The sequence below is a fragment of the Agrobacterium sp. BT-220-3 genome (assembly GCF_025910175.1).
Lineage (GTDB): Bacteria > Pseudomonadota > Alphaproteobacteria > Rhizobiales > Rhizobiaceae > Agrobacterium > Agrobacterium oryzihabitans.
The window spans coordinates 156,686-171,258 of sequence record NZ_JAPAIX010000004.1; the positions used below are offsets into that span (position 1 = coordinate 156,686).

13 protein-coding genes are annotated in these 14,573 nt (G+C 60.2%); 5 read left to right on the forward strand and 8 right to left on the reverse strand.

Features of this window, described 5'->3' with window-relative positions; genetic code table 11:
* Nucleotides 1–55 precede the first annotated feature (55 nt).
* The 6 genes from OK142_RS13985 to OK142_RS14010 form a co-directional block, all read right to left on the reverse strand.
* Nucleotides 56–1,063, reverse strand: coding sequence for a TRAP transporter substrate-binding protein (locus OK142_RS13985; protein WP_003492596.1), 1,008 nt, complete (start codon nucleotides 1,061–1,063; stop codon nucleotides 56–58).
* Between the two features lie 40 nt (nucleotides 1,064–1,103).
* Nucleotides 1,104–2,381, reverse strand: a complete 1,278-nt coding sequence (locus tag OK142_RS13990) for a TRAP transporter large permease (protein WP_313609052.1) — start codon at nucleotides 2,379–2,381, stop codon at nucleotides 1,104–1,106.
* A 4-nt stretch (nucleotides 2,382–2,385) separates the two neighbouring features.
* Nucleotides 2,386–2,916, reverse strand: coding sequence for a TRAP transporter small permease (locus tag OK142_RS13995; protein WP_003492593.1), 531 nt, complete (start codon nucleotides 2,914–2,916; stop codon nucleotides 2,386–2,388).
* A gap of 21 nt (nucleotides 2,917–2,937) precedes the next feature.
* Nucleotides 2,938–4,098: a fumarylacetoacetate hydrolase family protein gene (locus OK142_RS14000; protein WP_035241250.1), complete on the reverse strand. Its 1,161-nt coding sequence runs from the start codon at nucleotides 4,096–4,098 to the stop codon at nucleotides 2,938–2,940.
* A 207-nt stretch (nucleotides 4,099–4,305) separates the two neighbouring features.
* On the reverse strand, nucleotides 4,306–5,022 hold the full coding sequence (locus tag OK142_RS14005) for a FadR/GntR family transcriptional regulator (RefSeq protein ID WP_035241247.1): 717 nt from the start codon (nucleotides 5,020–5,022) through the stop codon (nucleotides 4,306–4,308).
* Between the two features lie 118 nt (nucleotides 5,023–5,140).
* Nucleotides 5,141–6,586: an FAD-binding oxidoreductase gene (locus OK142_RS14010; RefSeq protein ID WP_498683395.1), complete on the reverse strand. Its 1,446-nt coding sequence runs from the start codon at nucleotides 6,584–6,586 to the stop codon at nucleotides 5,141–5,143.
* 200 nt (nucleotides 6,587–6,786) lie between these two features.
* On the opposite strand from OK142_RS14010, the gene denD reads away from it, so the two are divergent.
* The 4 genes from denD to OK142_RS14030 all read left to right on the forward strand — a co-directional run bounded on the left by denD (nucleotide 6,787) and on the right by OK142_RS14030 (nucleotide 11,555).
* Nucleotides 6,787–7,773, forward strand: coding sequence for a D-erythronate dehydrogenase (gene denD, locus OK142_RS14015; RefSeq protein ID WP_003492583.1), 987 nt, complete (start codon nucleotides 6,787–6,789; stop codon nucleotides 7,771–7,773).
* Nucleotides 7,770–8,672, forward strand: a complete 903-nt coding sequence (locus tag OK142_RS14020) for an NAD(P)-dependent oxidoreductase (protein WP_498683397.1) — start codon at nucleotides 7,770–7,772, stop codon at nucleotides 8,670–8,672. Before denD ends, OK142_RS14020 begins: the two co-directional genes overlap by 4 nt.
* A gap of 9 nt (nucleotides 8,673–8,681) precedes the next feature.
* Nucleotides 8,682–10,466, forward strand: coding sequence for an IlvD/Edd family dehydratase (locus OK142_RS14025; protein ID WP_498683398.1), 1,785 nt, complete (start codon nucleotides 8,682–8,684; stop codon nucleotides 10,464–10,466).
* A gap of 114 nt (nucleotides 10,467–10,580) precedes the next feature.
* The gene (locus OK142_RS14030; RefSeq protein WP_313609061.1) at nucleotides 10,581–11,555 is read left to right on the forward strand and encodes a threonine ammonia-lyase; all 975 of its coding nucleotides are present in this window, start codon (nucleotides 10,581–10,583) and stop codon (nucleotides 11,553–11,555) included.
* Between the two features lie 2 nt (nucleotides 11,556–11,557).
* On the opposite strand, the gene OK142_RS14035 is transcribed toward OK142_RS14030, so the two are convergent.
* Nucleotides 11,558–12,661 carry an NAD(P)/FAD-dependent oxidoreductase gene (locus OK142_RS14035; RefSeq protein ID WP_313609062.1) on the reverse strand — a complete coding sequence of 368 codons (1,104 nt, stop codon included), beginning with the start codon at nucleotides 12,659–12,661 and terminating at the stop codon, nucleotides 11,558–11,560.
* Between the two features lie 229 nt (nucleotides 12,662–12,890).
* Between OK142_RS14035 and OK142_RS14040 the strand changes: the two genes are divergently transcribed.
* Complete coding sequence (locus tag OK142_RS14040; protein ID WP_003492573.1) at nucleotides 12,891–13,034, forward strand: hypothetical protein; 144 nt, start codon at nucleotides 12,891–12,893, stop codon at nucleotides 13,032–13,034.
* A 72-nt stretch (nucleotides 13,035–13,106) separates the two neighbouring features.
* On the opposite strand, the gene OK142_RS14045 is transcribed toward OK142_RS14040, so the two are convergent.
* Nucleotides 13,107–14,288 (reverse strand): M20 aminoacylase family protein, encoded by a 1,182-nt coding sequence (locus OK142_RS14045; RefSeq protein WP_498683402.1) that lies wholly within the window; start codon nucleotides 14,286–14,288, stop codon nucleotides 13,107–13,109.
* Between the last annotated feature and the right edge of the window lie 285 nt (nucleotides 14,289–14,573).

The following is a 14,573-nucleotide window of genomic DNA, read 5'->3' on the forward strand; positions in this document are numbered from 1 at the left end:
ATAAAAACACCCGGAGGCGGAACCTCCGGGTGTTTTTCATTTCAGTCAAATGGGCTTACTGGCCGCGGATCTTCTTGAGGTCGGCCAGAACGGCGTCAACGACATCAGCGCCGATTTCAGCCTTGTGCTTTTCGTAGACGACCATCGACTTCTCGCGGATACGGGCCTGCTCTTCCGGAGACAGCGAGTTCACCTCAAGACCGGCAGCCTTGATCTTTTCCAGCGACTTCTGGTTCAGATCGCGGATGACCTTGCGCTCTTCGTCGCGGCCGACGACTGCGCATTCACGCAGGGCGGTCTGTTCTTCGGGCGTGTAGCTGTCGAAGATCGGCTTGGAGAAGAGGAAAAGGAACGGCGTGTAGGCGTGGTTCGTCTCGGTGATGTACTTCTGCACCTCGTAGAACTTGGAGGTGTCGATCGTCACATAGGGGTTTTCCTGCGCGTCGATCGCGTTGGTTTCAAGCGCCGAGAAAACTTCGCCGAAAGCCATTGGCGTCGCATTGGCGCCGAGGTTCTGGAAGGTGTCGAGGAAGATGTTGTTCTGCATCACGCGAACCTTGAGGCCGGAGAAGTCTTCCCACTTCGTAACGGCATGCTTGGAGTTCGAGAGGTTGCGGAAACCGTTTTCCCAGTAAGCAAGGTTTACGAGGCCCTGCTCTTCCAGCTTCTTGTTCATCATGTCGCCGAATGCGCCGTCCATAACGGCATCGGCTTCCTTGTCATTGGCGAAGAGGAACGGCAGGTCGAACACGCCAAGCGACGGGATGAGGCCGACGAGGGGCGAAGAGGACGTCACGACGGCTTCCTGAACGCCGGAACGCAGGGCCTGAGTTGCCTGAAGGTCACCGCCGAGAGCGCCACCCCAGAATGCCGTCAGCTTCAGCTTGCCGCCCGACTTGTCGTCGAGGCAGGCCTGCATGGCCTTGATGCCGTTGCCGACCGGGTGGTCCTGGTTGATGCCGTTCGAAACGCGGATGTTGCGGCTGTTGAATTCGGCCATTGCCGGCGCTGCGGCGCCAACGGCGAAAGCGATGGCCGTGGTGGTCAGAAGAAGCTTTCTCATAATATCCTCCCTTGGATTGTGTTCGAGAAGCGGTTGCGGATTAGCGGAGATATTGCAGCGGTACGAGAACGATGTCCGGGAAAATCACGAGCAGCGCCAGGACGATGGTTTCGGCAACGAGGAACGGCCAGACGCCGACCGTAACCTTGCCGAGCGGGATGCGGCCGACGCCGCTGACAACGTTCAGAACGACGCCAACCGGAGGGGTAATCAGGCCGATGGCGTTGTTGATGATGAAGAGGACGCCGAAATAGACCGGGTCGATACCCGCCTGTTTGACGATCGGCATCAGAACAGGCGTCAGGATCAGGATGGTCGGCGTCAGGTCGAGTGCGGTTCCGACAATGAAGACCAGTACCATCATGGCGGCCATCAGAAGCATCGGGCGGTCGATCAGCGGCTCGATATAACCCGCGACTTCGTTCGGAATGTTCGCTGCCGTGATGAGCCATGCGGAGACGAGTGCGGCGCAAACCAGGAACATGATGATGGACGTGCTCTTGGCGGCGCGCAGAAGCACGTGGAACAGATCCGCCGGTTTCAGTTCGCGGTAGATCACCATGCCGACGAAAAGCGCGTAGGCAGCCGCGACGACCGCAGCTTCCGTCGGCGTCATGATGCCCGCCTTGATGCCGCCGAGAATGATGACCGGCATGCCAAGCGCCCAGCCGGCGCGCGCGGTGGCGGTCAGACGTTCCTTGGCGGAGGTCTTCGGCAGCGGCTTGACGTCATCCTTACGCACCACGATCAGCCAGGCGATGATGAGCGATGCGCCCATCATGATGCCGGGGACGATACCGGCGAGGAAAAGCTGGGTGATTGACACGTTGGCGGCAACACCGAAGACGATGAAGGCCATGGACGGCGGAATGACCGGGGCGATGATGCCGCCTGCGGCGATGAGGCCACCGGAGCGCGGAATGTTGTAACCGGCCTTCGCCATCATCGGGATCAGGATTGCGGCAAGGGCTGCGGTATCAGCTGCCGCAGAACCGGAGATGCTGGCCATGATGATGGCCGCGACGATCGCCACGATGCCGAGGCCGCCACGGATATGGCCGACGAGCGCGATCGCAAAGTCGATGATACGGCGGGAAAGACCGCCGGAATTCATCAGTTCGCCAGCCAGAATGAAGAAGGGGATGGCAAGCAGCGTGAAGGTGTCGGCACCCGAGATCATGTTCTGGGCTATGATCGCGGTGTTGAACATGCCCATGTACCACATGAGCACGACGCCACAGAACATCAGCGAGAAAGCGACGGGAACGCCAATCGCCATGGCTCCCAGAAGAGAGCCGACAAAAACGAAAAGTGTCATGGTATCAGCGCTCCGAAAGCTGTTCGATCGTGAGGTTCTCGCCCGCGAACTGGGCGATCTCGTCCTCTGTCACGCGACCGGTCACATAGCGGTACAGGCGTTCCAGTGCGATGATGAACATCAGGCCGCCGGTGAACATGCCAATGCCATAGACCCAGATCATCGAAAGCTTGGTGACGGGCGCATGCATGCTGGCATTGATGGCGGACTGCTTCCACGTTCCCCAGAAGAAGATGGCGGAACAGGCCAGAATGATGATGTTCGACGCAATCATGCAGACGATACGGGCGCGGCGCGACAGGAACATCACGAGCGTTTCAATGCCCATGTGGCTGTTTTCGCGGAAGGTCAGCACGGCGCCGATAAAGGTCAGCCATACGAAGAAGTATCGCGACAGTTCTTCCGAGATGTTGATGCCGGAGTTCATCGTATAACGCATGACGACGTTGACGAAGACCATGATCGACATGCCGGCGAGCAGCAGGACGAGAATGATTTCGAGAATCCGGTAAAAGAGATTGATGGTCTTTTGCATTTTCCCCTCCCGAAGAAATATCTAGAGTAGCCCTCGTTTCGCCAGATTGCGCATCAGGGCCGTCGTGCCGAATGTCCATTCCGGGCATTCGTCGGTCGTCGTGACCCAATTGATCAGCTTGCCAAGCTTGGGCGTGGAGATTTCGACACGGTCACCCTTGGAGTGGGTGAAACCGAGACCCGGTCCATGGCGATCCTTCACCGGCGCGAACATCGTGCCAAGGAAAAATACGGCGCCGTCAGGATATTGATGGTTGCGGTTCAAGAGCTGCGAAGCGAGGTTTTCCGGTGTGCGGCTGATCGCTTCCATGGGGCTGACGCCCGTCATGGTGAAGCCGTCTTCGCCTTCGACCAGAAGCGATATCTGCGACTTCTTCACGTCTTCGATGGTGAAGTTGCCATCGAACAGGCGGATGAAAGGACCGATGGCGCAGGAAGCGTTGTTGTCCTTCGCCTTGCTGAGAAGCAGGGCGGAACGGCCTTCGAAATCGCGAAGATTGACGTCGTTGCCAAGCGTCGCGCCGACGATGCGGCCGTCGGAAGCGATGGCCAGCACCACTTCCGGTTCCGGGTTGTTCCATTGCGATTTCGGGTGAACGCCGATCAGCGCACCGCAGCCGACGGAAGCCATGGCCTGCGCCTTGGAGAAAATTTCCGCATCCGGGCCAATGCCCACTTCCAGATATTGCGACCAGAGGCCCATTTCCTGGAGCAGTTTCTTCACTTCGGCGGCTTTTTCGGAGCCGGCCTCAAGTCCCTTCAGATTGTCGCCGAGAACCGGCGCCAGCCTTCCGCGGATTTCCTGCGCGCGAAGCGGGTCACCCTTGGCCTGTTCTTCGATCACGCGTTCCAGCATGCTGTCGGCGAAGGTGACGCCTGCGGCCTTGACGGCCTGAATGTCATTGGGGGCAAGAAGTTCGCCGGCGGAGCCGTCCAGAAAGGCTTCAAGCGAGCCGAGGGCGACGAAAGTGCCGGTGTCGGCGAGCCGCTCCACCAGATCCGTCTTTTCCAGAAGTTCCGACATGGTGGGCGAGATAGAGGTGAGGTCGTAAAGGACGCCGTCCTTGAGCAGGACCGGGCAGGGACCGCCTTCGCTTTTCGACCAGACGCGGCCGACGAGCAGCGCGTTCTGGAAATCTTCAGGCAAAATTGCGGTAGCGTCGATGGACCTTGTGCCGGTCATGTAGTCCTCCCCTTCAGCCTCCGGACAATCCGCCTCCTGCGGTCTTATTGTCTGGATGTCTGACAACCTAATCCCATTCTTCTTAGTATGACTTTTCTGACGAGTCTAGCGGTCTCGCGGACAAAATTATCGTCTTTCGCCTCTGGATTACCGGAAAGCCGTGAAACCTGTCCTATAGCTTTGCGGTTCGGTCCTTTATTCCACCCTCTAGAAAATATCCAGTTCGAGGTTGACCCGGCTTGCTGCGCCGATCAGGTGCTTGCGCATGGCGTTCTTTGCCGCAGTTGCATCGGCGCGTTCGACGGCCTCGTAGATGGCCACATGTTCAGCGATCGTCACCTCGAGAATTTCTCCGAAAACGGCGCGCGAGAAAGCGATGTTGATGGCGGAGCTGATGCGTTCCGCAATAAAGCCGAGGAACATCAGGAAATATTCGTTCTCGGTCGCTTCCGCCAAAATGCGGTGGAAGTCGAGATCGGCCGCAACGCCTTCCGTCGACCAGTCGTCGGCGGTTTTCATCTTTTCGAGCGCTGCCGCCAGGCGCGCCAATTGCTGTGGGCTGCGGTGAAGTGCGGCCAAGCCCGCGGCCTCGATTTCCAGCGGCATGCGAAGCTGGAAAAGATCGCGGAAATTTTCCGGGTCGTTCAGGCGGGACCGCTCGATGCGGATGGACAGTCTCTGCCGGGGATCGGTGACGAATGCGCCCACGCCTTGGCGCGTTTCGACAAAGCCCTCGTTACGCAGTTGCGCGATCGCCTCGCGAATGACCGAGCGGCTGACGCCGAAGGTTTTCGCCAGAACATGTTCCGTCGGCAGCCTGTCGCCCGGCCCGAGTTTCGAATCATTGATCTCGCGGGCGATCTCCGCGGCGATACGGCCGGGAAGATGGTCGTTGCGATGTATCTGATTGAACTCCAGCGTCATGGTTGCTCCCGTTCCACAGAAACGATTGGTTCGTTTTCTCCCGCGGCAGCGACTTCCTCCTTCGCCGCCAGCGGGGTTTTCAAAGGCGGCGTACCCGGCCGCCTCTGCCATTCTTCGATTAGCTATCCGGTTGCAGGCTGATCTGGCAACCGGGATTCATCCGCAAGTCGGGGTCGAAGGCGTTTTTCAGCCCCGTGATCATCCGGCGCTGCACATCAGATAGCCGGCTTTCGAAATCGGAGCGCTTCAGACGGCCGATGCCGTGCTCGGCGCTGATGCTGCCGACGTAGCGGTCGAGGACCTCGTTAACAAGTGTCTTCGACTTGTAGATGAAGGCGTCGCGCTCCTCCGGCGTCGAACCGTTGGGCGGCAGGACGTTGAGGTGGACGTTACCGTCTCCGACATGGCCGTAGGAAACCGCAAGGCACTCCGGCAGCCTTTCCGCCAGTTCCGCTTCCGCCTCGGCCACGAAAGCCGCGAGTTTGGACAGCGGCACCGAAATGTCGGTGCGCATATGGCTACCGCGCAGCGCCTGGCCTTCGTTCATCCCCTCGCGGAAAAGCCACAGCGACTGCGCCTGCGCGCGCGAGGAGGCGATGACGCCGTCCAACACCAGGCCGTCTTCCATGACGCCCTCGAGGAAGCGTCCCATCAGGTCCGCGGTATCGACCAGACCGGAGCCTGAAATTTCCATCAGAACATAGGCCGGATAATCGCCGGCGATCGGCATTTTGAGATCGGGTATGGCCTCGATCGCCAGCGTGAAGGCGACGGGCGGCATGAATTCGAAGGCGGACATCAGGTCACAGCATTCGCGGCGGGCGCGACGGTAAAGCTTGATGGCGTCATCCAGCGAGTTGAGGCCGAGCAGTGCGGTCTCGACATGTTCGGGATTGGGGTAAAGCTTGACGGCAACCGCCGTGATGATGCCGAGCGTTCCTTCGGCGCCGATGAAAAGCTGCTTGAGATCGATGCCGCGATTGTCCTTGCGCAGCGTCGACAGGCCATTCCAGATGGTGCCATCAGGCAATACCACTTCGAGACCCAACACCAGTTCGCGGGTCATGCCGTAGCGCAGGACATTGATGCCGCCGGCATTGGTGGAGACGTTGCCGCCAATGCGGCAGCTGCCCTGTGCGCCAAGCGACAACGGGAAGAACATTCCCTCATCCTGAACAGCATCCTTGAATTCCGACAGAATGCAGCCGGCTTCGACGACGGCCGAAAAATCGTCGCTGTCTATGGTGCGGATGGCGTTCATCCGCTCGAGGCTCAGCACGACCTGCCGCTTCGGCGCATCGGGAATACCGCCCAGAACAAGACCGGTATTGCCGCCCTGGGGAATGATCGAGAGGCCGAGCTCGGCGCAGGCGCGAACCGTGTCGGAGACTTCCTTGGTTGACCGGGGGCGGATGACGGCCACGGCAGAACTGGTGACGTCGCCGTGCCAGTCGCGGCAATAGCGCAGCATGTCTTCCTGCGATGTCAGCAGCAAAGCCTCGCCGAGCCTGTTTTTCAACGAGAACCGCAATTCCTCGATATCGTGTTCGCTCACGATCGTCATTCCACCCTCTCCGTCCAATCCGCCCTAAAATACCCGGACAAGGGTCTTTCGCCCTTGCTTTTGCCGGTTTGTGAAAAAATACTATTTTCAATCCGATCATATAAGGTTATCAGACAACCTTACAAGCTAATTTATCGGTCGACTGGCCGATGATGTTTTTTCGGTCTCGGGAGAATGACCGGGACAAAGAGGAGGAAGACATGCATATCGCAATCATCGGCGCCGCAGGTATGGTTGGCCGCAAGCTGACGCAGCGTCTCGTCAAGGATGGATCGCTTGGTGGCAAGCCGATCGACAAGTTCACGCTTATCGACGTTTTCCAGCCTGAAGCGCCCGCCGGTTTTTCGGGGGTGGTCGATGCGCGCGCGGCGGATCTGTCTGCGCCGGGCGAAGCCGAAAAGCTGGTTGAGACCCGTCCAGACGCCATCTTTCACCTTGCTGCCATTGTGTCCGGCGAAGCCGAGCTCGATTTCGACAAGGGCTACCGCATCAATCTCGATGGCACGCGTTATCTCTTCGACGCAATCCGCATTGCCAACGGTAAGGATGGTTACAAGCCGCGCGTGGTCTTCACCTCGTCGATCGCCGTCTTCGGTGCGCCGCTTCCCTATCCGATCCCGGATGAATTCCACACCACGCCGCTGACCAGCTACGGTACGCAGAAGGCGATCTGCGAACTGCTGCTTTCCGATTACAGCCGTCGCGGTTTCTTCGACGGTATCGGCATTCGCCTGCCGACCATCTGCATCCGCCCCGGCAAGCCGAATGCGGCCGCTTCCGGCTTCTTCTCCAATATCCTGCGCGAGCCGCTGGTCGGCCAGGAAGCGGTTCTGCCGGTGCCGGAAAGCATTCGCCACTGGCACGCTTCGCCGCGTTCCGCCGTTGGCTTCCTGATCCACGGCGCAACGATCGACGTGGATAAGGTCGGTCCGCGCCGCAACCTGTCCATGCCCGGCCTCAGCGCCACCGTTGGCGAACAGATCGAAGCGCTGCGCAAGGTTGCCGGCGAAAAGGCCGTTGCCCTCATCCGCCGCGAGCCCAATGAGATGATCATGCGCATGTGCGAAGGCTGGGCGCCCGGTTTCGAAGCAAAGCGCGCCCGCGAACTTGGCTTTACGGCCGAAAGCTCCTTCGAAGAGATCATTCAGGTTCATATCGAGGACGAACTGGGAGGTTCGCTGAAATGAGTATCAGTGGGGAGGAGAAGAAGCGATCGGTTGCCTTTATCGGCACCGGCCTGATGGGCGGGCCGATGGCCAGGCGTCTGCTGGGTGCCGGTTTTTCGGTTTCGGTCTGGAACCGCAGCGTCGAAAAGGCTGAGGCGCTGGTTGCCGATGGCGCGGTTCTCGCGGCATCGCCGGCCGAGGCCGCCAATGGTGCCGATATCGTCATCACCATGCTGAGCGATGGCAAAGCCGTGGGCGAGGTGCTGTTCGAGGCCGGAGTGGCCGAAGCGCTGGAAAAAGGCGCGGTCGTGATCGACAGCAGCTCGATTGCACCGCCTATTGCGCGCGACCACTCCTCCCGGCTGAAGGCTCTCGGCATTCATCATATCGATGCACCGGTCTCCGGCGGTGTGCCGGGCGCAACCGCGGGCACGCTGGCCATCATGGCCGGCGGGGACGAAGCGCTGGTATCCGGTCTGTCCGACGTATTTGCGCCGATGGGCAGGCTTACCTATGTCGGTCCCTCGGGTGCGGGCCAGCTCTGCAAGCTCGCCAATCAGCAGATCGTCGCCATCACCATCGGCGCGGTAGCAGAAGCGATGATGCTGGTGGAAGCGGGCGGTGCATCCCGCGAAGGGTTCCGCAACGCCATTCGCGGCGGTTTTGCCGAAAGCCGGATCCTGGAATTACATGGCGACCGCATGGTGAAGCGCAATTTCGTGCCGGGTGGTCCCTCCAAGTTCCAGCTCAAGGATCTGAACGGCGTGCTGGCGACGGCGAAGGATCTGTCTCTCAACCTGCCGCTTACCCAGCAGGTGACGCGGGAATTCGATGACTTCGTCGGTGACGGCGGTGCCGATATCGACCATAGCGGCATCCTGCTTTACCTCGAAAAACTCAACAACCGGGAACAGGGCTGAGGCAGGTTCATGAGCGACGAGAAGACACCGATGCCCCGCCTGCGGTCGCAGGACTGGTTCGACAATCCCGACCATCTCGACATGACGGCGCTCTATCTGGAACGTTTCATGAATTATGGCGTGACGCCGGAGGAGCTGCGTTCTGGCAAGCCGGTCATCGGCATCGCCCAGAGCGGCAGCGACCTGACACCGTGCAACCGCGTCCATGTGGAACTGGTCAAGAGGGTGCGCGATGGCATCCGTGATGCGGGCGGCATCCCCATCGAGTTTCCGACCCATCCGATGTTCGAAAACTGCAAGCGCCCGACAGCGGCGCTTGACCGCAATCTTGCCTATCTCAGCCTTGTGGAAGTGCTTTACGGCTATCCGCTCGATGGCGTCGTTTTGACCACGGGTTGCGACAAGACCACGCCTTCAGCATTGATGGCGGCAAGCACGGTGGATATTCCGGCCATCGTTCTATCCGGCGGGCCGATGCTCGACGGTTACCATGATGGTGATCTGGTCGGTTCCGGCACGGTCATCTGGCGCATGCGCCGCAAATACGGCGCTGGCGAAATCACCCGCGAGGAATTCTTGCAGGCGGCGCTCGAATCCGCGCCTTCCGTCGGTCACTGCAATACCATGGGTACGGCATCGACCATGAATGCCATGGCGGAAGCGCTCGGCATGTCGCTGACCGGCTGCGGCGCGATCCCTGCCGCTTACCGCGAACGCGGTCAGATGGCCTATCGCACCGGCCGCCGCGCCGTCGAACTTGTTGTCGAAAACATCAAGCCTTCCGACATCATGACGCGCGAGGCGTTTTTGAATGCTATCCGCGTCAATTCGGCAATCGGCGGCTCCACCAATGCCCAGCCTCATCTGGCGGCGATGGCCAAACATGCGGGCGTCGAGCTTCGCGAGGAGGACTGGCAGGTCCACGGTTACGACATTCCGCTCATCGCCAATGTCCAGCCAGCCGGTAAATGGCTGGGTGAGAAATATCACCGCGCCGGCGGCACGCCCGCCATCATGTGGGAGCTTCTGAAGGCTGGTAAGCTCAATGGGGGCTGTCCGACCGTGACTGGCAAGACCATGGCGGAAAATCTGGAAGGCCGGGAATCGACTGACCGCGACGTGATCCTGCCTTACGACAAGCCGCTGAAAGAGCGGGCCGGTTTCCTCGTTCTCAAGGGCAATCTGTTCGATTTCGCCATCATGAAGACGAGCGTGATTTCGGCGGAATTCCGCCAGCGTTATCTGAGCGAGCCGGGACGCGAGGGAATTTTCGAGGGTAAATGCGTGGTGTTCGATGGTTCGGAAGACTATCACGCCCGCATCAACGATCCAGCGCTGGATATCGATGAGCGCACCATTCTCGTCATTCGCGGGGCGGGGCCGCTCGGCTGGCCGGGTTCGGCCGAGGTCGTGAACATGCAGCCGCCGGACGCGCTGTTGAAAAAAGGTATCACCAGCCTGCCGACGATTGGCGATGGCCGGCAATCGGGAACAGCGGACAGCCCGTCGATCCTTAACGCATCGCCGGAAAGTGCTGCCGGTGGCGGACTGGCATGGCTTCGCACCGGCGATGTGATCCGCATCGATTTCAATCAGGGCCAATGCAATGTGCTGGTGGCGGAGGCGGAGCTTGCAGCCCGCAAGGCCGATGGCATTCCCGCCGTTCCTGCGGATGCAACGCCCTGGCAGCGCATCTACCGCCAGTCGGTGACGCAGCTTTCGGATGGTGCGGTTCTGGAAGGGGCCGCGGATTTCCGCCGGATTGCCGAGAAGATGCCCCGGCACAATCACTGAACGAAGATGACGAGAAATCCCCGGCCAAGACCGGGGATTTTTCTTTTCCGGACGGTTTCGCATTTGATCGCGACCTCCTAATGTACTGCCAAATCCGCATTACAGGGGCAGGGCATGACAGATATTTCGATGATCGAGGCGGCGCGCGAGCGCATCGGCAACCATGCGGTACGGACACCGCTTCTGTCGTCGCATTTTCTGGACGATATTGCCGGGCGGAGGCTTTTCGTGAAAGCCGAATGCCTGCAGAGGACGGGTTCCTTCAAATTTCGCGGCGGCTGGTCGGCGGTATCAGGTCTGCCGGCTGCGGTGCGGGCCAAAGGCGTGATCGCCTTTTCCTCCGGCAACCATGCGCAGGGCGTGGCGCTTGCCGCCCGGCTGCACGGCGTACCTGCCGTCATCATCATGCCGTCCGATGCGCCGAAAATCAAAATCGACAATACCCGTGCCTATGGTGCGGAGGTGGTTCTCTATGACCGGGCGAACGAAGATCGCGACGCCATCGGAGATCGCATTTCTCGCGAGCGTGGGCTGACGCTGATCAGGCCCTATGACGAACCGCTGGTCATTGCCGGGCAGGGCACGGTGGGGCTGGAGATTGGCGAACAGGGCGCGGAGCTGGGCATCGATGCGGCCGAGGTTCTGGTGCCCTGCGGTGGTGGCGGCCTCACCTCCGGCATTTCCCTGGCACTTGCAGCGAAAGCGCCGAACTACAAGGTCAGGACGTCGGAACCGGAGCGGTTCGACGATGTGGCGCGCTCCCTTGCCTCGGGCAGGATCGAGCGTAACGCCACGACATCCGGTTCGATCTGCGACGCGATCGTCACGCCGCAACCCGGTAACATCACCTTCCCGATCATGGCCGGGCTTTGCGGAAAAGGCATCGCCGTGACCGAGGAGGAAGCGTTGCGGGCCATGGTTCTCGCCTTCAACCGGATGAAGGTCGTCGTCGAGCCGGGTGGCGCGGTAGCGCTGGCAGCGGCGCTGTTTCACGGCGACGAGCTGGAGAGCGAAACGGTAATTGCGGTCGCCTCCGGCGGCAATGTCGATCCGGGCATCATGGCGGACGCGCTATCCCGATTTGGCTGAGATCAGGCCTCGAGCCGCATCACGACCTCATTGGCGATCGCCAGCGATGCGGTCAGGCCGGGGCTTTCAATGCCAAAAAGATTGGCGAGGCCGGCAAGGCCGTGTTTTTCCGGTCCGTCGATGCGGAAGTCCATGGCCGGTTCGTCGGGACCTGAAATTTTCGGGCGGATGCCGGAATAGGCCGGGGTGAGTGCATGTTCGGGAAGGCCCGGCCAATAGCGGCGTATGGCGTCGCCGAAACCCTCCATGCGGCGGGGATCGACGGCATAATCCACGGTATCCACCCACTCCACATCCGGCCCGAAACGCGCCTGACCGGCAAGATCAAGCGTCAGATGCACGCCAAGGCCGTGTGTGTGCGGTGCCGGGTAGATGAGCCGTGAAAAAGGTGACTTACCGGCCAGCGAAAAATAGCTGCCCTTGGCGAAACGCGCTTGCGGTATCGCATGCTCCGGCAATCCCTCGATCTTTTTGGCCACCATCGGCGCCAGAAGGCCGGCGGAATTGACGAGCAGCCGGCATGTCAGGCTGAGAGGTTCTTTCCCGCCCACATCAACACGGAAACCCTCTCCGGTCGCTTCCGCCCTTTCGAAGGGGGCATTGAGCGCAAGGGCCGCGCCATGGTCTTCCGCGTCGCCGAGCAGCGCCAGCATATAGCCATGGCTGTCGATGATGCCGGTCGAGGGCGAGTGCAGGGCGGCTGCGCAGGTGAGGGCGGGTTCGAGCGAGAGCGCGTGTTCCGCGTCGATCAGTTCGAGGTCGTCGCAGCCATTGGCGTAACCCTTGTCCTTCAGTCCGGCCAGCAGGGCCGTTTCCGCCTCGTCTGCCGCCACGATGAGCTTGCCGCAGCGGCGATGTGAAACGCCGTGGCTTTGGCAGAAGGCATAGAGCTGCTTCTTGCCTTCCACGCAGAGGCGGGCCTTCAGGGTTCCGGCCGGATAATAAAGCCCGGCGTGAATGACTTCGCTGTTACGCGAAGAGGTGGCGGAGCCGAATTCCTTTTCGCTTTCGAGGATGATGACGGAGAGGCCGCGCATTGCCAGTTCACGACCAGTCGCCAGTCCTATCACCCCGGCACCGATGATGATCGCGTCGATATCCGTCATGGTCCTTTTCCGAGCCTGCCGATGATTTGAACGGAAATGCCATCCGCCGCGTTGATCCTGCGCAATGGGTAGATTGATGCTTGCCGGTGGGCAAGTCGCGATCCGTATTTTTCCCGATGCACCGATCTTATGGAATTTTATCTCTACTGAAACGGTGGGGAATAAAGCTATTCTCTGGTGGAAATGAGCAGTGCCCGCTTCGAAGGGCCGATCAGGAAGGGAGTGTACAATGTCTTATTCCAAGGCAGGAAAAGTAAAAGACTTTGTCTCGCAGCCCCAGTCGCCGCGCAACTGGCGGGATTCTGTTCATGCGGCTCTTGTCGGCGTGTGTGTGGCTTTTGTCGCCGCCGTTATCTTCGGTCTCGTTCCCTGATCCTCCCGACTTTTCCCATCAGGAAGCTTGAGAATAAAAGGCCGGTCGCTCCTCCGACCGGCCTTTTCATGTTTATCGCGCCTTGAGATAGTCCTCTGCCAGATCGACCCAGAAAGCGGTTCCGATCGGCAGGATATCGTCGTTGAAATCGAATTTCGGATGGTGCAGCGGCGGGTCGTTGTCGGTGCGCGCGGTGCCAAGGAAGAAATAGCAGCCCGGCCGCTTTTCCAGCATGTAGGCGAAGTCTTCCGCGCCCATCGACGGGCGCTGCATTTCAGCTACCTTTTCGGCCCCGGCAAAACGACGGGCCAGATTGGCGACATAATCCGTTTCCGCCTTGTGGTTGACCGTCGCGTTGTAACCGCGCTCGTAGTCGATGGTGACGCTCATGCCGTAGCTGGCCGCCTGGCCTTCGGCGATCGCCCGGATGCGCTTTTCCAGCTCGTCGCGCACGCCTGCGTCGAAGGAGCGGATGGTGAGCAGCATCTCCGCCTTTTCGGGAATGACATTGCTGGCAGCACCGGCATGGAATGCGCCGACGGTGACGACGGCCGAGAGTTGCGGATGGATGTTGCGGGACACCACGGTCTGCAAAGCCATGATGATGCTCGCGCCGGCAACGATGGGGTCGGCCGCGTCCTGTGGTTCTGCGCCGTGGCCGCCATAACCGTTGACGGTGATCCTGCATTCATCGACTGCGGCAAGGACGGGCCCGTCACGCAGCACGAATTGCCCGAAGGGCACGCCGGGATCGTTATGAAGGGCAAAAACCGCATCGCAGGGGAAACGGTCGAACAGCCCGTCCTCGATCATGATGCGGGCGCCGCCGAAGTTTTCCTCAGCGGGCTGGAAGATCAGATGCAGGGTTCCGTCGAAATTCTTGCGCTCGGCGATGATCTTCGCCGCGCCTAGAAGCATGGCCGTATGTCCATCATGGCCGCAGGCATGCATAACGCCTTCGTTGGCGCTCGCATAATCCGCTCCGGTCTCCTCATGGATCGGCAGGGCGTCAATATCGGCGCGGATGCCGAGAGTTCGCGGGCTGTCGCCATGGCGCAGCGTGGCGACGATACCCGTTCCGGCAAGCCCGCGCGTGACTTCGTAGCCCATCTCCACCAGCTGTTCGGCAATGAAGTCCGAGGTTTTGAACTCCGAAAGGCCGATTTCCGGATTGCGGTGCAGGTGGTGGCGGATCGCCACCACATCGGGCATGTGATTGGCAAAGGATGCGATGTCTGCGGTCTGTCTCGTCATTTTCGAAGTCCCGGTTTTCGCCGCTTTTTTCCGGCGTCTTTCAGCAAGGACATAGCAGCATATGGCGTTGCAGGTAAGGGGTGTTGCAGCACCCGAAATGCCCTGAAATTCAGCGCTTGCATCGTGCCGCGACAGGTGGCATGGAACTATTGACGTCCTGGGGCATTAGCTCCTTTCGGATGTGGCGCGGGTCTTCTTGTCCCTGTGTTGCCCTTCAGGTTGTCAACGGGGGACTATCGGGCGTTGCGCGAACAATTTTCGCCGTCGAGGAGGGAGCGAAATCCG